Here is an 18312-nt window from a genome sequence, read left to right as displayed (position 1 = left end):
TGCTGCTCTCTTTCCATTTTTTAAGAGGAAGCTCTCTAAGCTCAGGCTATTTAAGAATAGGGGTTAAATAACCCGTGCCCAGTTGGCGCATTTGCCGTTCAACCCATACCACACGTTGGCTAAGATATGGAGTTAAGTGGTTTGGGTTACGATTACGCGGGCTAGGTAACAATACCGCCAGTTTTGCCGCTTCTTTGCTGCTAAGATATTTTGCGGGTTTATTAAAATAGTGTTGGCTGGCTGCTTCTACGCCATAAATGCCTTTACCAAATTCGGCCACGTTTACGTACACTTCTAAAATGCGTTTTTTGCCCCAAATAGCTTCAAGGCCTAACGCTAACACGGCTTCTAATCCTTTACGAACAAAGCTTTGCCCTGGCCATAATAAGAGGTTTTTGGCTGTTTGTTGAGTAATCGTGCTGGCACCACGCAAGCCTTGACCGTCGTCGTATTGCTCAATCGCTTTGCTGATAGCATTAAAATCGACGCCATAATGTTGAGGGAAAAGTTGATCTTCTGAGGCGACCATGGCAAGTGGTATATGCGCAGGCAGTTCATCAATGCTGACCCAATCTTGGCTAACCGGATAATCGCTTTGTAGTATAAATGAGGTTGTTGGAGGTGGTGCAAATCTTAGCAACAACAAAAAAAGCGTCAGTAAAGCTAAAAAGCGCCATGTAAAATACCAGGTCCATCCGAAAAAACCGCGCTTACGATTTGCCATGCATTGCCTCATGTTAGATATCACGTCGTATTCAACGCGCAGGAGTATAGAATATCACTAATTAAAGCGATACAACCACGCAAGCTTAAACCAAGATGCCAGCCCTAGCTTCTAGCTCTCTATACTTGCTTTCTATCTTAGTTCTCTATTCTAATATTGAGTATCAATCCTGAGCACCTAAATTTTAGAAAGCAGGGCTTGAATGTCAGTCAAACTGGTTTGCCATTGTTGATAATCAAGCGTTATAGGGTAAGCCTGATTATTGGCTACGAGTACTAACGACGGAAATCCTTGGATTGGCAGTTTACGGGCAAAGTGAATCTCTTTTTGTAGAAGCTGTTCAGTTTGTTCACTTAACAATTGTTGTTTAAATTGATCAACATTAATGCCTAAGGTTTCGGCCAATGCACACAACACGTCAATATCTGACGGATTGTTGGCATGTAAATAATAAGCATGCTGAATCGCATTTACCATGGCTTGTTCCTGGCCATGTTGGCGGGCAACTAGTGTTGCTCGGCAAGCTGGGTAGGTAGAACGCCGTGGCTTACATGTACGCCAAAAATCGTGATTAAACTGAGTGCCTAACTGCTGGTTAATTCTTTGCCATGTTTGCTCAAGCATCTGTTGCATCGCTTCTGGCATCGGCTCCGCTGAGTCAGGTGCTAGGCCGCCAACAAGGTAGGTGACATCAAGTTTCTGCCCAAATTCTTGTCTTAACTTTTGTTGCAGTATGTCCCATGTAGGGCGGTAGCCCCAGCACCAGCTACACATAGGATCGTGAACATAATACAGTGTTGGTTTGGCAGTACTAATCTCAGGCGTTTTAATTGTCATATAACTTCATTATTTCATTAACATTTAACTAATAGACTATGCCATCTACACAATCTATGCCATTCAAATTAATGGTGAGAGCCTGTTGATTTAAATGGTGCAACACAACGTCAGTAACGTTAGATTAATGATTACAGTTAAGGAGTGATGGAATGACAAGGAACAACAAGATAACATTGGGTGCGTTGGCAATATTGAGTAGTTTATTTTGTTTATCAGCGTGTAACAGTAACGATAGCGACAATACATCATCAACGGATGTTGATAAAAGTATCAGTGCGCAAGTGGGGCCAAGGCCGCTTTTTTTAGTTGATCAAATGCAAGATAGCGAATTGAAAACCCAGTTAGCTCAATGCGAGTCTGGGCCATTTTATCGTAGCGACTTTTCTATTGGTCACCGCGGTGCCTCAATGCAATTTCCTGAACACACTAAAGAAGCCTACCAAGCCGCTATTGATTCTGGTGCAGGTATTGTTGAGTGTGACGTGACCTTTACCAACGACAAAGCCTTAGTGTGCCGTCATTCACAATGCGACTTAGCCACCACGACTAATATTTTATCTATTCCTGCATTAGCCAATAAGTGCTCTGTACCCTTTACGCCAGCAGATGCGGCTAACGGTGTTAGTGCAACCGCGACCTGTTGTACCAGCGACATTAGTCTTGCTGAGTTTAAAACCTTAAAAGGCAAAATGGATGGCTATAACCCTAATGCGACCACAGTTGCTGAGTTTATGGATGGCACTCCGAACTGGCGCACCGACTTATATGCGGCCACTGGCACGTTAATGACTCACGCAGAAAGTATTGCGTTATTTAAGTCTGCTGGGGTAAAAATGACACCTGAGCTTAAATCTGCCAGTGTGACTATGCCATTTGATGGTTTTAGCCAACAAGATTATGCGCAAAAAATGCTTGATGAATATACCGCTGCAGGTGTTGATGCGTCGCAGGTTTTCCCACAATCGTTTAATTTAGATGATGTGAAGTACTGGATAGCGAATGCCCCAGAGTTTGCTGAGCAAGCAGTATACCTTGATGGTCGTGATAGTGAGGCTGGATTTGATCCACAAAATAGTGCGACTTGGTCACCAAGCATGGATACTTTAGCCGCAGATGGTGTAAAAATTATTGCGCCGCCACTGTGGATGTTGGTCACCTTAGATGACAATAACACTATTGTGCCTTCTGAATACGCGAATGCTGCGAATGCAGCAGGATTGAAAATCATTGCTTGGTCGCTAGAGCGTTCTGGCCTGCTCAGTCAGGGCGGTGGCGGTTGGTATTATCAAAGTATTGCTGATGTAATTGATAATGAAGGTGACACCTATGAGTTGGTTGATGTGCTGGCTAAAGATGTGGGTGTGATAGGCATCTTTTCCGATTGGCCTGCTACTGTCACTTACTATGCTAATTGCATGGGAATGTAACGAACATAGATTTGGGATCATCAACCGCAACGGTTTGTGTTCAACGTCTTTTAACACAAATACCATGACGAAAGGTGCCAACATTGTTGGCACCTTTTTTATTAAGCGAACTATACTCGAGATTACGGCATTATTGTTCCCTTAAATGGACGATAAAACACGCTATTAGCCTGCTTAATTTGATTGAGGTTTTTTCATCGATGCCCGAAGTCACTGAATTCGAAAACAAATAATATTTAGGTTTACGGCATTAGCCTTTAGTCTATATAGATCACACTGAATGTCGGTGTTAGGGTATCAGCACAATAAGACAGATAACCATATAAGAAATAAGGATATTGTAATGAAATTAACTAAACGCTTTTGTATGATAGGCGCAGCGGCTGCGTTATCAATCAGTACCGCAGTCATGGCCGCTCCTACTTTTATTAATATTCTCACCGGCGGTACCAGTGGTGTTTACTACCCAATTGGTGTTGCGCTTTCCCAGCTTTACAGTAATGGTATTGAAGGCTCTAAAACTTCAGTACAAGCCACTAAAGCCTCAGTTGAAAACCTTAACTTATTACAAGCTGGCCGTGGTGAATTAGCGCTTGCACTGGGTGATTCTGTGTCTGCAGCATGGGAAGGCGATACTGAAGCTGGCTTTAAAGCACCATTGAAAAAGTTACGTGTGATTGCTGCAACATATCCAAACTTTATTCAAATCGTTGCCAATAAAGATGCTGGTATCAAGACGTTGGCTGACTTAAAAGGCAAGCGTATTTCTGTTGGTGCACCTAAATCTGGTACTGAGCTTAATGCCCGCGCTATTTTTGCTGCTGCCGGCTTAAGTTATGACGACATGGGAAAAGTGGAGTTTTTACCTTATGCCGAGTCTGTCGAGCTGATTAAAAACCGTCAACTTGATGCCACGTTACAATCATCTGGTTTAGGTATGGCGGCGATTCGCGACTTAGCCGCAACAATGGACATTAACTTTGTTGCCATTCCTGAGGATGTTGTCGCTAAAATTAATAACCCTGCTTATCAGGTGGGGGTGATTACGGCTAATACTTATGAAGGCCAAACTGAGGATGTTAGTACGGTTGCGATCCAAAACTTACTGGTAAGTCACAGCAAAGTGTCTGATGAAGTGGCGTATCAAATGACTAAGCTGATGTTCGACAATCTAGAACGCTTAGGTACTGCGCACTCTGCCGCTAAAGATATTAGTCTAGATAAAGCGACTAAAAACCTACCTATACCATTGCACCCAGGTGCTGAGCGCTACTACAAAGAAGTGAATGCGCTGTAATTCACTTTTTCTACCTTGAAGCGCTTGTTTGGATAACACATACCAAGCAAGCGCTTATTTGTTTTTAATGCATACCGATTTTTAGCCGTAGTCAGCGTAGAGGCATACCATGAGCGATCCATCCATTAACCAGAACACTTTGTCAGAGCAAGGCTTAAGTGCTGACACTCGTGATTGGCCAAAAGCTTTATTTGTAGTGGCATTGGTTTTTTCTATTTTCCAAATAACCACTGCCGCGTTTCATCCGGTTTCAACCCAGGTTTTACGTGCTGTGCACGTGGGCTTTTTATTGTTAGTGGTATTTATCAGTTATCCGGGGGTCGGTAAAAGTAAACCTTGGCAGCCTCTAGCTTGGGTACTTGGCTTAGCTGGTATGGCGACAGCAGCCTATCAATGGGTGTTTGAAGCTGACTTAATTCAACGCTCAGGTGACCTAACTCAAGGCGATATGATTATCGGTACCATACTGGTGGTGCTTGTGTTTGAGGCCGCCAGACGAGTGATGGGGATTGCCTTGCCGATCATTTGTGGTTTGTTTTTAGCCTATGGTTTGTTTGGTGAATTTTTGCCTGGTGAGTTAATGCACCGTGGTTATGGCGTTGACCAGATCATTAACCAATTAGCCTTTGGTACTGAAGGGTTATACGGCACACCAACGTATGTGTCGGCCACTTATATCTTCTTATTCATTTTGTTTGGTGCATTTTTAGAGCAAGCCGGGATGATCCGCTTATTTACCGACTTTGCTATGGGATTATTTGGCCATAAGGTTGGTGGTCCGGCAAAAGTGTCGGTGGTTTCATCTGCACTGATGGGCACGATTACCGGTTCTGGGGTGGCCAACGTAGTGACTACTGGGCAATTTACCATTCCATTAATGAAGCGTTTTGGCTATAAGTCTGCATTTGCTGGTGGTGTAGAAGCCACGTCCAGTATGGGCAGTCAAATTATGCCGCCGATCATGGGCGCAGTGGCTTTTATTATGGCCGAAACGATTAACGTACCGTTTATTGAAATTGCAAAAGCGGCAATGATCCCTGCAGTGTTGTATTTCTGCTCAGTGTTTTGGATGGTGCACTTAGAAGCTAAGCGCGCCAACTTATCTGGCTTACCTAAAGACCAGTGCCCTGATCCTTGGGCGGCTATTAAGCTTCGCTGGTACTTACTTATTCCACTATTTATATTAATTGGTTTGTTGTTTTCTGGCCGCACGCCGTTGTTTTCTGGCATGGTCGGTTTAGCGCTAACTGCGATTGTGATTTTAGGCTCAGCGATTATTTTAAATGTGTCGTCAAAGATCATGCGTTTTGCTTTTTGGGTAGCGTTAGGCGTGCTATGTGCAGGCTTTTTTCAGTTAGGGATTGGCGTAGTATTTGGTGTTATTGCTTTGCTGGTGGTGATTAGCTGGTTTGTAAAAGGCGGCAAAGAAACACTTACATTATGTGTACATGCACTTGTTGAAGGTGCGCGTCATGCGGTGCCTGTGGGTATAGCTTGTGCGTTGGTTGGGGTGATTATTGGTATTGTATCGTTAACCGGTATTGCTTCCACTTTTGCGGGTTACATTTTGGCTGTGGGCCAAGACAACCTATTCTTGTCGTTAGTGTTAACTATGGTGACGTGTTTAGTATTAGGTATGGGTATTCCAACTATTCCTAACTACATTATTACCAGCTCTATTGCTGCTCCGGCTTTATTAGACTTAGGTGTGCCGTTAATTGTGTCGCATATGTTCGTGTTTTATTTTGGCATTATGGCCGATTTAACACCGCCAGTAGCACTGGCCTGTTTTGCCGCGGCGCCAATTGCGAAAGAGAAAGGTTTAAAAATCAGTTTATGGGCCATTCGAATCGCCATAGCTGGGTTTATTATTCCGTTTATGGCTGTGTACGACCCTGCGTTAATGCTGCAAGGTGGCGGCGTGCTTGCCACCGTGTTTGTGGTGCTAAAAGCCACGGTCGCCATTGGCATTTGGGGGGTTATTTTTACCGGCTACTTATTGCAAAAACTGTACCTATGGGAGCGTATTTTAGGCTTTATTGCGGGTGGCAGCCTAATTTTAGCCACGCCATTAAGTGATGAAATTGGTTTTGGTTTAGCACTAGCATTTATTTTACAACATGCATGGCGCGCTCGTAAGCTTAAACGCTTGGCGCAGGAAGGCTAATGTTAGGGTTGTGTTTAGGGTTAGCTGGCAGCATTTGGGCGCAAGTGCCTGCTGAGCAATTGACATTATCTTGGACTCATACCATTGAGAAGGTGCGTTGGGCAGAAGATTATCGCATTTTGCCTGACGGCTTTATCCTTGAACAAGCCAGAGTGAAAGGCAGCGGCGCTGGAATGGAAATTCCCGCTGATGCGGTACTCATTGACGGCAACTGGCATTATCAGCCTAAGTTGCCGGTTTTGCCTATGCTAAAGTTGGGGCGTACACCTGAGGCGGGTGATTACCAATTATGTGTGTCATCAGCTAACCAAGAGCAACAGTGTCAACCAATGAGTTTTTGGGTGGGAGAGCCAACAACCGCGCAACCCTCGATAGAGCTGTGGGCTTGTGACATACAAAATTAGGGCTGCGAGCCCAAATAATGAGCTAGATTTTTATAATCATAAAGCCCGTTTTGAACATAAAAAAAGCTGAATCAATGGATTCAGCTTTTTTTGTCTAGATATGTGCAGAACTTACTTTGCAAAAGCGTCTTGCAGTGACGGAACCACTTGCTTCTTACGACTTAATACACCGTCTAACCACACACGGCCATTAACGGTTGGCTTGCCATAGGCGCGCTCTGTTAAATCCGCTGAGTCAGAAACCACTAACATCTCTGATCCTTCTTTCATGATGTCGGTAAGCAGTAGTAATACGCTGTGACGATTGCCTTCTACTTTTAGTTTAGCAATATCGGCTTCTAAGTCAGCTTTAATGTCGTCAAATACAGATAAGTCTATAACTTCTAATTGGCCGATACCGATTAGGTTACCGTTCATGTTGAAGTCTTTAAAATCACGCATAACAAGATCACGAGCTGGCGTGCCTTCAACAGCTGATTTGACTTTAAACATGTCCATACCGACTTCTTTAAAGTCTTCAATGCCCGCGATTTCAGCTAAAGCTTCGACGCAGCGAATATCAGCCGTGGTACAGGTTGGTGATTTAAAAATAACGGTATCGCTTAAAATAGCGCACATCATGATGCCAGCGATATTGGCTGGGATTTTGACTTGATAAAAGTCGTACATCATTTTTATGACAGTGTTGCTGCAACCAACTGGACGGATCCAACATTCTAGCGGAGTAGAAGTGGTTAAATCGCCGAGTTTATGGTGATCAACAATCCCAACGATAGTGGCTTGGGCAATATCGTCCGGAGCTTGAGTGATTTCAGAATGGTCGACAATATACACATCTTCGCCAGCATAACTGGTTTTGTATTCAGGCGCTTCAAAACCAAATTTTTCTAAGATAAAGGCGGTTTCTGGTGATAATTCACCTAAACGTGCAGCAATAGCTGGCTCGCCGATTTGGTTTTTTAAATATGCTAATGCGATAGCACCACAAATTGAATCTGAATCAGGGATCTTGTGACCCACTACATACATTGCCATTGAAAGACTCTCCTATAAAGTTGTGCTGATTTTAACAAGGATTAATCGTCATCGCATTAAAAAATGCAGACTGGGTTTTTTAAGCATAAAAAAAGCCCCAAGCGGAGAGTCTCGGGGCCTTTTTTATGCTACTCAGGGTATGCGTACTTGTGGCATGTTGTTGTGCTTCTAGTATTGCTCATCTGTATGTCATGTCAGCTTTTTATTGACCAAATGAGATACGCTTAATGTGCAAAACTTTTGACCTTTTTATGTCACTAAAAGCTCATGCCAGTAAAAAATTATGTCACTAAAAACAGTTTAGCAGAACTTGCACTAATAAGGAGTCAGACCAGCTGCTGATTTTTTGGACAACGATTATGAGCAGTAAACGTTGACGTTACACACGCACTTTTATTACGACTTTACGCACTTGTTGCGGTAAGGCGCTAGTGCCTGGCATATGGATATCTCCAGGGAAAAACAATGCAAACATACCTGCTTTTAATGGAATAAACGCTGCCTCTTGCTTGTTTGATTCATAGTCGTAATTAGCGTAATCATGATCAGCAAAATAGGCTTTTGATGGGGTTTGGTCTGCTAACGGTAAATAACCAAACTCTTCTTCGCCACTAACCACGTATTGCACATCAATGTATTTTTCGTGGGCCTCAAAAGGCTGTGTTTCTTTTGGTTTAGTTTGGTAGTCATTTACAATCACAAAAATATCTTTGCCATCTAATGGGTAATTACCCGTTTCAAGTTGGCTAAAATCTGTGTCAGCTAAGTGCGCTAATGCCGTGGCTAAACGCGGGCTAAGTTGAGTATAAAGGTGACGATTTGCTAGGGTATCGACAATCATAAAAATTCCGTAAGATATAAACCGTAAAAACATGATAGCTTGTAAGAGTATAAAGTTTTACAGAAATATCAGCATTAGAAAAATAGAAGGATTGTACATTGCCTGCATTACGTTTACTTGCTGGACCAACCGCTTATGAACAAATAGAAGCGAATGGCTTAGAACAATCATTATTTACTCAGCTGTTTGCTGCTTCTGGTGGCCCCAAATGGCTTGCTATTGCTGGGTTAGATAAATACTTATTTAGCGAATTTTTTCAAGGGCGAGAAGATCCGCTTTATACCATGGGAGCATCTTCTGGCGCGTGGCGATTAGCCTGTATGGCGCAGCAAAACCCATTGGCTGCTTATGAACGATTTGAGCATTTTTATATCAATCAACGCTACGATGTAGCTAAACCGACACGCGAGCAAGTGAGTGCGCAAGTGCTTAAGATTGTTGACGGTATTTTAGGTGAGCAGCAGGGTGCTGATATTTTAGCAAACCCATTAATTCGACATCATATGGTGGCGTGTCGTGCACGCCATTTAAATCGCATCCACGCTAAGTTTGGCCTAATGGTTGGGCTGTCTATGGCCGCGGTGAGTAATATTGTTAATCGAAAAAGTTTAGGCTGGCATTTTGAGCGGGTGATTTTAAGCCACAAAGATGCGGCGTCACCGTTTAGACGCTTAAAAGACCTACCGACCAAACATGTTGAACTGACTCAAGACAATATTCGTCATGGCTTATTAGCGACAGGGTCGATCCCTTTGCTACTTGATCCAGTGAAAGATCTACAAGGTTCACCAAAAGGTCATTATTACGATGGTGGCATTACCGATTACCATTTTGATATGCCACTGCCTGCGGCGACTGGCTTGAGTTTATATCCCCATTTTTATCCTTACATGAGCCCTGGCTGGTTTGATAAGTCGTTACTGTGGCGTAAAGCGAAAGCGAATTATCATAACGGACTCATTTTAGCTCCGAGTAAGCAATTTATTGCCAGCTTACCTTTTGGAAAAATTCCAGATAGAGAAGATTTTAAACACCTCGACAGCGATAGTCGTATTGCTTACTGGCAACAAAGTGTGCAACAAAGCCAAGTGCTTGCTGATGAGTTTGCTGAAATAGTGGCAAAGGGCAACATTATGGATAGGATTGAACGCCTGTAAGCTGGAGTGAAAATTAACTTTTTGTGTAAATTTGTTGTTTGACTGAAATATAGCCAGACTAAACTAGGTCTAATTAGTTAGTTGAGTGTGCCAAATTATGTGTCAATGTCGTTAGTTAGCATTATTTATTGTGCTTATGTTGTTGAAATATTGACCACTGCTACACTTATTCTATTGATTTGATTTTGGTTCAGTAACTTCACCTTTGGTGTGGGAGGCTGCTATGCAAACACAAGAAATGGCGTTATTAATTCAAGATGGCGTGTTATTACCCGGTGGGCGACTCGAGATCCGTATTGTGTCACCGTGTGATCTCAGCATGATAGCCCAAGTGTTAAAGGGTCATTATAAGCTTGCCTTTGCAGCGCTAAAATCCAATAGCGAACTCCCTTGTTACATATCTGCCACTCGTTGCAATATCATCGATTTTAATCAATTAGCAGACAACAGCTTAAGCATTGTGATTGAAGGATCGCAACGAGTTAAAATCTTATCGGCAGCTCAGCAGCGCGATGGTAGTTGGATTGCACGTGCATTACCTTGTCAAAATTGGAGCCAAGAGCCGATAGCTGGTGAGTTTGAAATTATCAGTGCGGCGCTGGAGCAGTTTTATCAAGTCAACCCAGATTTACTTGAGTTGTATTCGCAAGTGCATTTAGAGGATGCCACCTGGGTCAGCCAACGTTGGCTAGAGGTGTTACCTATGTATAACCGCGATAAGTTGGTATTAGTTGAGCAACCGAACTGCCATAAAACTATGGATTTTGTATTACAGCTGCTTAAGTCTCATGTCGATGTTTAAGCGGTGCATGGTGGGCGATACACTGATAACATAGTGTGAATTATCTTTCTCAATGTTTGTATGTATAGTCCATTTTATGCCAAATTTAGCCTCAAACGATTCACTTTCAAACGATTTAGCCCCACATTCAACCTCAGCCATAGCGGCGCAACCTTCGTATATTGTGCTGCCTCGAGAAAGTGAATTGGCGGATAAGTTATACCTCACCGTACTTGAGTTTTTGGTTGATCATTTTAAGCAAATTGAGGCCAGCGTATGGCAGCAGCGTATTAATGATGGCAAGGTGCATTGGCAAAATGGTGAGTTAATAGATGCGACGAGCGTGTATCAAGCGACTGCGCGAGTGTACTACTATCGCGAGGTTCAGGCTGAAACTAAAGTGCCGTTTTATGAGCAAATACTCTATCAAGACAGCGACACTATTATTGTTTATAAACCGCATTTTTTACCAGTGACGCCTGGCGGTAATTTTGTCAACGAATGCCTGGTGCACCGATTACGGATTGCCACACAAATAGATACTGTTGCTCCTGCCCATCGACTCGATAAAGACACCGCGGGGGTGATGTTGATGACGCTCAATCCACAAACCCGTCATGCATATCACCAGTTATTTTTAGACGACAAAATAACGAAGAACTACCAGGCTATTGCCAAGGTTACTCCAGAGTTATTAGCGCAAATAGCTGATAAAACCTGTGAATTGCCGCTGCATTGGACAGTAAAAAATCGTATTGTTGCCGCTAATCCTAGCTTTACCATGCAAGTAGTAGAAGGTGAAGCTAACAGTCATTCAGAAATAAGCCTCGTAGCAGTAAAAGACGGTTTAGGTTTGTTTGAGCTCAGCCCTATTACTGGTAAAACTCATCAATTAAGAGTGCATATGTTGAGCTTGGGGATGCCAATACTCAATGATCGATTTTATCCGGTGTTACAGCCTAAAGGGCCAGATAATTATGATAAGCCATTGCAGTTATTGGCCAAGCGTTTACGTTTTAGCGATCCACTCAGTGGAATTGAGCAAGACTATGAGTGTCAGGGATTAGATTTGTTAGCAATGATTTAAATTGTGTCTATGAAATAAAACCGCCATCGATAAGTCGATGGCGGTTTGGTTTCTAGCATTTAGGTATGCTCTTTACTTAGCGTGTTTAACCCCTTTGCGGTTTTTCATAGGGTCACCATCATAACCAAGAGCTTTCCAATCTAAACGTTGGCCTTTATTATGGCAGTCGTTACATTGCAGAGCTTTGTCTTTTGGAGTAACCATATGGTTGATACGCCACCACATTTCGGTTTCAACAAAACCATGTTTACCACTGTATTTTAAGCCTTTCTCTACCATGATTGGGTTAGCTTCCATGCCCAATTTAGCCGCTAGATCCCAGTCAAATTTATCCCAGTATCCGCCTTCACCGTAGGTTTTTGGTGTCAGTAAGATATTAAGCTCTGAGTCGTAGATTTGCTTGCCTGTATGCACTTTAAAAGGATAAATCTTGGCTTTAGGGTCGTTAATGTTACCTAATGGATAAGCGAGTTTTACCGTTTTAGTTGGGTCAATTTTATCGCCAGCCATGTATGCATCGGCGCTACCATTAAACCAGGCATATTGTGGTGGGACATCTTTTTGCCAAATAAAGCTGCCTTTCTTTTTGTTAAAGGTGTGCTTGCCATTTTCATCTGTAGTGTCTTTAAGATCTTGGCCAGCAACAGACCAGTCCCAACGCATTTTTGTTGGTTCTACTTTAGCAAAAGTAGGAATATGACAGGTTTGGCAAGCTACGGTTGCAGTATGAGTGTTGAGCTTTTTGTTTTGGTGCGGTGCTTCATCATGACAATTTACACAACCAATTTTGGTTTCTCCTCCAGGTGAAACTCCCATCGCATTACCACTGATTTGATGCTTCTCAGTGACGTGGCATTCTTGACATTGAAAGTCATTACCGTCGGTGTCCATGTGTACATCGGTTGCGCGATCAGGGTAAGACATTGATGAGTCTAAATCACCATGTTTAACCGCATCACCACCGCCGCCGTAAAAATGGCAGCTGCCGCAGTTATCGCGTACGGGGGCACCGACATTTTGTGCCACTCTGGCTAAGTCTACTTTACCAAATACCTCGCCTGCACCAGCTGGGTCTTTCATGTAAGTCCCCGTGGTGTCGTGACACACTAAACAGTCCACTTTGGTCATGTCTTTAAAGTCGAAGTTTGAATCTTTCCAACCATAACCGGCATGACAACTTGTGCAGCGGGGCTCGTTGCCTGAAATCGACACACAAAAGTTGTTAATACTGTTCTTTTTACCGCGTTTAACTGTACGTCCTGGTAACTCTTGCTCCAGTTCCCATGTCCAGTGGGAAGATTTCATAAAGTCTTCGGCATGTTCTTTGTGGCAGGTTAAACATTGGGTAGTCACTTCCGGGCCATTAGCAAAGGGCCCTTGCAGTGCATCTTTATGGTTAAAGGCTGCCTGTGCGCTGCTGCTAAGCAACAGTATGACTGCCAGTGCGGTGAATTTTTTCATGATATGTGTCCTTACCCCTGAGTTTGCACTCAGGGGGACCAATGTGAAGTTCAGGTTAGAAGTTAATGGTCAGTGATGCGTTGATGTCGTAGGCGGTGTCAACCACTGGTAGCATTGAGTAAGCTGTACCGGCAATTACATCGTCTACTTTTTGTGGTGCACCAACAGGAGACCCACTTCCGGTGTATTCATAGTCATAATACAAACCGGCTAACTTGATAAACATTTTAGGATTAATATCAAAGATATAATAAGCTTCTGCAACATGACCTCGAGTGGCTAATTTGCTGCCGATTGGGTCATCTTGCGCTTGGGTGAATGGGCTCCAGTATTTAGAACCATAGTTATATTCTAGGCCAAACTTGCCGTATGGTGCAGGAATTTGCATACCCACATATACGCCGTAACCATCTTTTGTATCGCTATCGACAGTTTCTGTTGGCACCATAATAATTTCAGTACCTGTGCTATTTAATGTCGCTTCAAATACGGCATCACTTAGCATTCCACCGAACATGCCTGCATTGCCGCTAGGTTCAGCACGGGTCCAACCGAGTGAAGCAAACAGCTTCATGTCTTCGTCAGATTCATAGGCATAACCTAAACCGCCTAGGTACATGTCGCCAATGACATCGCTAGGTTGTACTCGAGTGACAAAGTTAAAGTTTTCAAACTTTTGCATGTCTTGATACATGGTTGGTGCAAAAATACTGGCGAGCTGTGTAGGGAATGCCATGGTGCCAGTAAAACCATCGTTTACATCTTTGGCGCCGAACAAGGTGAACTGTAAGAAATGGTTCCCATCATTAATGACGTCGATATTAAATCCACCTAGATGGGTATCTTTGGTAATGATATCGCCAAATAATTCACCGTTGCCGTATTGTGATTCAAAGCCTTGGCCGTAGCAGAAGCGGACCGTCTGGCCTTCAATGCCGGTAATATCGGTTAAGTCATACCCTAATGTTGCACCGTCGAAGTTAAAGTTAACTAAGTGGCCAGATGGGGTACCTCCTCGAAGCTCATTTTCACGGTAGTGGCTTGGTGGGCCGTAGGTTGAAGGACGGCGTCCAATAGAAAGATATGCACCGCTACCATTAATGTCTTTCCAGTTAAAATAGGCTCGCTCGACTTTTAATTCATCACCACTAGTGCTGCCGCTGCTGGTACCGTCCATGGTAAATGAGTTCCATGAATCAAATACTTTAACGCCTGTTGAGTCGCCCCAACTTTTGAACATGGTAAGACGCCCTGCAAAGCTCACGTTGTCCCACACTTTTGCGTTAAGATTTAGGCGAAGGCGGGTAGTGTAAAAGATATCATTATCAATATCTTGTTGGGTTTTTTGTCCCAACGCCATTGGCATCACTCCCTGAAGCATACCGCTTTGAAACGCGGCGGCTAAATCAGGGTTAGCCATCAACATTTGGCCTAAAGGCGAGCTGGCACTGCTTGGATCGCCAAATTCACCTGCCATTGCTTTAGCGGCGAAGTCAGAAAAGTTGACGTTCATTGCAGGATTCCAGGTGACATTTTGATAGTGCAATGAATGCGCTTTAGTCCTGAAGTCACCGGTAATTTCGATTCTGTCTAATGCGCTATGACGTTCGGTTTTGTCAACGCGTGAGTTTAAGTAATCTAAATCTTCAGATATTTCGGCCAACTGCTTTTCTAGCTCGGCAATTTTTTGTACATCGGTGTCAGTTGCTATGGCTGCACTACTCATAAAGAGCGCGTTAGCAACAAGTATTGAGATAAGTGTTCTCATTATGTTTCTCCCCATATTTGCCTAAAATTAAATCTATTAAGCAAATTTTGGTTGTAAGATTCCCTGGGGCTAAGCCCCATTGTTTTTTTTCGATTCGGTTACTGGCTGATGTTGGTGTTTACGATTAAACGTAAATCAGCAGGATTGACTTAGCCGCAGGTTGCAGGCTGGTCTGAGTCGGCAGCATGGTCATACAAAAACTGTTGGATATCTTTTAGTTCTTGTTCAGACAATGCTTCAAAAACGGCAGGTTTTGCTTTGTGTTTGTCGCGTGAGAAGAAACGATCCCATTGGCTCATGGTTTTGGTCATTGGGGTGAGTTCAGGGCCTTCACTATCGGCACTGTGACAGGCTTTACATTCTTTTTTGTATAGGTGTTTACCTTTTTTAGGGTTGCCACCATCGGCTGCCATGACCTGGCTACCGAGAGATAATGCAATAGCGACTGCGATACCAACTTTCATATAATTGTTCATCATGTTTATCCTCTATGGGCTTTTTATAGGTAGTGCTGTAGCAATATGGCTGTATTTCTTTGCTGTAAATAATGTTACCTAAAAAGGAGTATTGTTAATTTGAAGTAGATCATATTCATGAGAGAAATCTAATTGAAAAAAAGTTAATTGAAAAAAATCTAATGGAGTGGGTGTGATCCAGATCTATTGCTTATTTGGGGAGAGCTTGTTAGGGCACACCGTGATGTTGATTATCTAGAAATAGTTGATGGTGCGAGCTAAATATTTAGTGATTGAGCGCACTAATCGATTTAACTACTAATACTGTTGCGCTGACACTGCATAACACTAGAGTCGCTATGCGGGTTTTGTTTTTATCGACATGGTTGATTAATAAACCAGAGACAAGATAGCCGCCAATCACAGATGGTAATAACATCAGTGACAACCACAAATGTTTTATCTCCACTAAACCAACAGCTGCTAAAATAGCTAAAGCAATCAGTGAACTAAATACAAAAAAAGCTGACAATGCGGCTCTAAATTGGCTGGCATCTTGTCCGGCTAATAAAATCGCCATCGGTGGGCCACCAATGGCGGCGATGTTGCCAAAAATACCGGAGAATACTCCAGCAATAAATAAGCTCACACGGTTGATTGGGGCGGTAAATTTGTACACGCTAAGAATAACGGCAATGTACACGATAGCGGCAATAATTAAGCCGAGTATGGCTTGTGGAGCAAATAGCAATAACCCTGCGCCAACAAATCCACCGGGGATCCGTCCAAGTAAGGCATATTGCAACCCGTTAAATTGCAGGTGACCACGTTCCCTATATAAGGTCATTGCCGAAATGGCAAATCCCATGACAATAATCGGTACGGGCACAAGTTGGGGGTTAACGATATATAAAAGAGGGCTTGCAACAACGGCTAACCCAAAGCCAATTAAGCTTTGAGTTAGCGCGCCAAAAAAAACGATAGCTGATGCCAGTATCAATGTAGATGGATCGATAAATGACATCATAATTTCTCTATAAAAATATCACGACTTCTTATTAGGGTCGCTTCAAAGTCTGTTGATTAAGTCTGTGGGTTATTCCATTTCTTCCCACTCAATACCCATCTCATCCATTAACTTTTTCGCTTCACTTGGAATACTATCCGGTTCGTCTTTAGATAAGTCACCGTCATGAGGTAATGGTTGACCTGTGTATGCATGCAAAAATGCTTCACATAACAGTTCACTGTTAGTCGCATGACGCAGATTGTTTATCTGGCGACGGGTGCGCTCATCTGTTAGTACTTTTAATACTTTTAAAGGGATAGAAACCGTAATCTTTTTTACTTGTTCATTCTTTTTGCCATGTTCGGCATATGGGCTGATATATTCGCCATTCCACTCAGTCATTAACTTACCCTTAACGATAAATACGGGGCAGATTTTAACCCCTTACAATCTCTAGTCAAATTATTGCTACTATTTAGTGATGATTGCAAATAGATTTCTTTATGTTTAGACGTCTAAACGTCTAATTTAGGTTGACGTAGGCTAACCTCTTAGGTAAATTTAGACGTCTAGACATCTACTTGTGTGTTTGTGAATTTTTTTAGGAGTCTTTATGACTAAGCATCAAAGCGCCACATTGGCCGTTCGTCAAGGTATTGAATCAGACACACAACACGGAGCCGTAGTCCCACCGATTTATTTATCGACTAATTATTCGTTTGACGGCCACAAAAATCCGCGCGAATTTGACTATAGCCGTTCAGGCAATCCTACTCGCTGCATATTAGGTGATGCGCTGGCAAAACTTGAACAAGGTGCCACTGGTGTTGTGACATGCACTGGCATGGCAGCCATTACGCTAGTGACCAGTTTACTTGGCCCAGATGATTTATTAGTGGTTCCGCACGATTGTTACGGTGGCAGTTATCGCTTATTTACCAATTTGGCGAAAAAGGGCCAATTTAAATTAGTGGTTGTCGATCAAACCGATGCTCAAGCATTGGCTCAAGCCATAGCGCAAAAGCCTAAATTGATGTGGTTAGAAACTCCATCAAATCCATTACTGCGGGTTGTTGATATTGAAGCGATTAGTCGCGCTTGCCGCGATGTCGGTGCATTAGTTGCAGTAGATAACACCTTTTTATCACCCATTTTACAGCAACCGTTATTGCTTGGGGCTGACATCGTTATTCATTCAACCACTAAATACATTAATGGCCACAGCGATGTGGTTGGTGGTGCGGTTGTTGCCAAAGATCCTGAATTAGGTGAGCTATTACATTGGTGGTCAAATACGCTTGGATTAACGGGTTCTGCGTTTGACAGTTATTTAACCTTGCGCGGTTTACGCACTCTTGCGGTACGTATTCGAGAGCATCAACGTAATGCGCAAAAGATCGTTGAATTACTTAATGCCAGCGACGTGGTTGCTAAAGTGTACTATCCCGGTTTAAAAGACCATCCAGGTCACGAAATTGCGGCAAAACAACAACAAGGCTTTGGCGCTATGTTAAGTTTTGAATTAGACGGTGGCGAGGCCGAAGTGGTCGCATTTTTAAACGCCTTGTCTTTGTTCAGTGTTGCTGAAAGTTTAGGCGGAGTGGAAAGTTTAGTCGCCGTTCCGGCCACCATGACTCATAGAGCAATGGATGCTGAAGCACGCAAAGAGGCTGGTATTAAAGACACTTTATTGAGACTATCTGTCGGAATTGAAGATGCTGAAGATTTAGTTGCTGATATTAAAGCCGGTTTAGCTGCAGTTGCAGCAATTAAATAAGCTTAATTTACGTTTATGTTAGCTGTAGTTTTTGTTAAATAAAGTAAAATAGCAGCCGCAATAAAAAAAGTCGTAGTTGTTT

At 43.0% G+C, this 18312-nt stretch carries 17 protein-coding genes; 8 read left to right on the top strand and 9 right to left on the bottom strand.

What is annotated here, in order from left to right:
• Positions 1-46: 46 nt before the first annotated feature.
• Both mtgA and IEY40_RS11185 read right to left on the bottom strand, forming a co-directional pair.
• Positions 47-724 (bottom strand): monofunctional biosynthetic peptidoglycan transglycosylase, encoded by a 678-nt coding sequence (gene mtgA / locus IEY40_RS11190; RefSeq protein WP_188956177.1) that lies wholly within the window; start codon positions 722-724, stop codon positions 47-49.
• Between the two features lie 177 nt (positions 725-901).
• Positions 902-1561: a DsbA family protein gene (locus IEY40_RS11185; protein ID WP_188956175.1), complete on the bottom strand. Its 660-nt coding sequence runs from the start codon at positions 1559-1561 to the stop codon at positions 902-904.
• Between the two features lie 152 nt (positions 1562-1713).
• Between IEY40_RS11185 and IEY40_RS11180 the strand changes: the two genes are divergently transcribed.
• From IEY40_RS11180 to IEY40_RS11165, 4 genes are all read left to right on the top strand, one after another.
• The gene (locus IEY40_RS11180) at positions 1714-2991 is read left to right on the top strand and encodes a glycerophosphodiester phosphodiesterase family protein (protein WP_188956173.1); all 1278 of its coding nucleotides are present in this window, start codon (positions 1714-1716) and stop codon (positions 2989-2991) included.
• 343 nt (positions 2992-3334) lie between these two features.
• Positions 3335-4288, top strand: coding sequence for a TAXI family TRAP transporter solute-binding subunit (locus tag IEY40_RS11175; RefSeq protein WP_188956171.1), 954 nt, complete (start codon positions 3335-3337; stop codon positions 4286-4288).
• Positions 4289-4397: 109 nt separating this feature from the next.
• On the top strand, positions 4398-6455 hold the full coding sequence (locus IEY40_RS11170; RefSeq protein WP_188956169.1) for a TRAP transporter permease: 2058 nt from the start codon (positions 4398-4400) through the stop codon (positions 6453-6455).
• Positions 6455-6859, top strand: coding sequence for a DUF1850 domain-containing protein (locus tag IEY40_RS11165; RefSeq protein ID WP_188956167.1), 405 nt, complete (start codon positions 6455-6457; stop codon positions 6857-6859). Before IEY40_RS11170 ends, IEY40_RS11165 begins: the two co-directional genes overlap by 1 nt.
• Positions 6860-6970: 111 nt before the next feature.
• On the opposite strand, the gene IEY40_RS11160 is transcribed toward IEY40_RS11165, so the two are convergent.
• Together IEY40_RS11160 and IEY40_RS11155 are read right to left on the bottom strand one after the other, a co-directional pair.
• Positions 6971-7894: a manganese-dependent inorganic pyrophosphatase gene (locus IEY40_RS11160; protein ID WP_188956165.1), complete on the bottom strand. Its 924-nt coding sequence runs from the start codon at positions 7892-7894 to the stop codon at positions 6971-6973.
• Positions 7895-8273: 379 nt separating this feature from the next.
• Entirely contained in the window at positions 8274-8735 is a 462-nt protein-coding gene (locus IEY40_RS11155; protein WP_188956163.1) for a NanQ anomerase/TabA/YiaL family protein, read from the bottom strand.
• A 98-nt stretch (positions 8736-8833) separates the two neighbouring features.
• Between IEY40_RS11155 and IEY40_RS11150 the strand changes: the two genes are divergently transcribed.
• The 3 genes from IEY40_RS11150 (at position 8834) to IEY40_RS11140 (ending at position 11760) form a co-directional block, all read left to right on the top strand.
• The gene (locus IEY40_RS11150; protein ID WP_188956161.1) at positions 8834-9892 is read left to right on the top strand and encodes an alpha/beta hydrolase; all 1059 of its coding nucleotides are present in this window, start codon (positions 8834-8836) and stop codon (positions 9890-9892) included.
• Positions 9893-10115: 223 nt separating this feature from the next.
• Positions 10116-10694 (top strand): LON peptidase substrate-binding domain-containing protein, encoded by a 579-nt coding sequence (locus tag IEY40_RS11145; protein WP_188956159.1) that lies wholly within the window; start codon positions 10116-10118, stop codon positions 10692-10694.
• A 76-nt stretch (positions 10695-10770) separates the two neighbouring features.
• On the top strand, positions 10771-11760 hold the full coding sequence (locus tag IEY40_RS11140) for a pseudouridine synthase (RefSeq protein WP_188956157.1): 990 nt from the start codon (positions 10771-10773) through the stop codon (positions 11758-11760).
• 72 nt (positions 11761-11832) lie between these two features.
• Here IEY40_RS11140 and IEY40_RS11135 read toward each other — a convergent pair whose 3' ends face one another.
• The 5 genes from IEY40_RS11135 to metJ form a co-directional block, all read right to left on the bottom strand.
• Positions 11833-13221, bottom strand: a complete 1389-nt coding sequence (locus IEY40_RS11135; RefSeq protein WP_188956155.1) for a tetrathionate reductase family octaheme c-type cytochrome — start codon at positions 13219-13221, stop codon at positions 11833-11835.
• A gap of 55 nt (positions 13222-13276) precedes the next feature.
• On the bottom strand, positions 13277-14989 hold the full coding sequence (locus tag IEY40_RS11130; RefSeq protein ID WP_188956153.1) for a DUF3373 domain-containing protein: 1713 nt from the start codon (positions 14987-14989) through the stop codon (positions 13277-13279).
• A gap of 149 nt (positions 14990-15138) precedes the next feature.
• Positions 15139-15468, bottom strand: coding sequence for a c-type cytochrome (locus IEY40_RS11125; protein WP_188956151.1), 330 nt, complete (start codon positions 15466-15468; stop codon positions 15139-15141).
• Between the two features lie 262 nt (positions 15469-15730).
• Positions 15731-16471 (bottom strand): sulfite exporter TauE/SafE family protein, encoded by a 741-nt coding sequence (locus tag IEY40_RS11120; protein WP_188956149.1) that lies wholly within the window; start codon positions 16469-16471, stop codon positions 15731-15733.
• Positions 16472-16540: 69 nt separating this feature from the next.
• On the bottom strand, positions 16541-16855 hold the full coding sequence (metJ, locus tag IEY40_RS11115; protein WP_160056923.1) for a met regulon transcriptional regulator MetJ: 315 nt from the start codon (positions 16853-16855) through the stop codon (positions 16541-16543).
• A 211-nt stretch (positions 16856-17066) separates the two neighbouring features.
• On the opposite strand from metJ, the gene metB reads away from it, so the two are divergent.
• A complete protein-coding gene (gene metB / locus IEY40_RS11110) occupies positions 17067-18230 on the top strand; it encodes a cystathionine gamma-synthase (RefSeq protein WP_188956147.1) in 1164 nt (387 codons plus the stop codon).
• Positions 18231-18312 lie beyond the last annotated feature (82 nt).

Origin of the sequence: Shewanella ulleungensis (assembly GCF_014648315.1) — a bacterium.
Taxonomy (GTDB): Bacteria; Pseudomonadota; Gammaproteobacteria; order Enterobacterales; family Shewanellaceae; genus Shewanella; species Shewanella ulleungensis.
The sequence above is the reverse complement of the archived record's forward strand: the minus strand, read 5'-3'. Positions and strand labels throughout refer to the sequence as shown.

What these genes read in the sequence shown, in the direction of transcription:
- IEY40_RS11180 (WP_188956173.1), top strand. Translation starts at nt 1,714, where the DNA reads ATGACAAGGAACAACAAGATAACATTGGGTGCGTTGGCAATATTGAGT.
- mtgA (WP_188956177.1), bottom strand. Translation starts at nt 724, where the DNA reads ATGGCAAATCGTAAGCGCGGTTTTTTCGGATGGACCTGGTATTTTACA.
- IEY40_RS11135 (WP_188956155.1), bottom strand. Translation starts at nt 13,221, where the DNA reads ATGAAAAAATTCACCGCACTGGCAGTCATACTGTTGCTTAGCAGCAGC.
- IEY40_RS11160 (WP_188956165.1), bottom strand. Translation starts at nt 7,894, where the DNA reads ATGGCAATGTATGTAGTGGGTCACAAGATCCCTGATTCAGATTCAATT.
- IEY40_RS11130 (WP_188956153.1), bottom strand. Translation starts at nt 14,989, where the DNA reads ATGAGAACACTTATCTCAATACTTGTTGCTAACGCGCTCTTTATGAGT.
- IEY40_RS11185 (WP_188956175.1), bottom strand. Translation starts at nt 1,561, where the DNA reads ATGACAATTAAAACGCCTGAGATTAGTACTGCCAAACCAACACTGTAT.
- IEY40_RS11145 (WP_188956159.1), top strand. Translation starts at nt 10,116, where the DNA reads ATGCAAACACAAGAAATGGCGTTATTAATTCAAGATGGCGTGTTATTA.
- metJ (WP_160056923.1), bottom strand. Translation starts at nt 16,855, where the DNA reads ATGACTGAGTGGAATGGCGAATATATCAGCCCATATGCCGAACATGGC.
- IEY40_RS11165 (WP_188956167.1), top strand. Translation starts at nt 6,455, where the DNA reads ATGTTAGGGTTGTGTTTAGGGTTAGCTGGCAGCATTTGGGCGCAAGTG.
- IEY40_RS11120 (WP_188956149.1), bottom strand. Translation starts at nt 16,471, where the DNA reads ATGATGTCATTTATCGATCCATCTACATTGATACTGGCATCAGCTATC.
- IEY40_RS11155 (WP_188956163.1), bottom strand. Translation starts at nt 8,735, where the DNA reads ATGATTGTCGATACCCTAGCAAATCGTCACCTTTATACTCAACTTAGC.
- metB (WP_188956147.1), top strand. Translation starts at nt 17,067, where the DNA reads ATGACTAAGCATCAAAGCGCCACATTGGCCGTTCGTCAAGGTATTGAA.
- IEY40_RS11175 (WP_188956171.1), top strand. Translation starts at nt 3,335, where the DNA reads ATGAAATTAACTAAACGCTTTTGTATGATAGGCGCAGCGGCTGCGTTA.
- IEY40_RS11140 (WP_188956157.1), top strand. Translation starts at nt 10,771, where the DNA reads ATGCCAAATTTAGCCTCAAACGATTCACTTTCAAACGATTTAGCCCCA.
- IEY40_RS11125 (WP_188956151.1), bottom strand. Translation starts at nt 15,468, where the DNA reads ATGATGAACAATTATATGAAAGTTGGTATCGCAGTCGCTATTGCATTA.
- IEY40_RS11170 (WP_188956169.1), top strand. Translation starts at nt 4,398, where the DNA reads ATGAGCGATCCATCCATTAACCAGAACACTTTGTCAGAGCAAGGCTTA.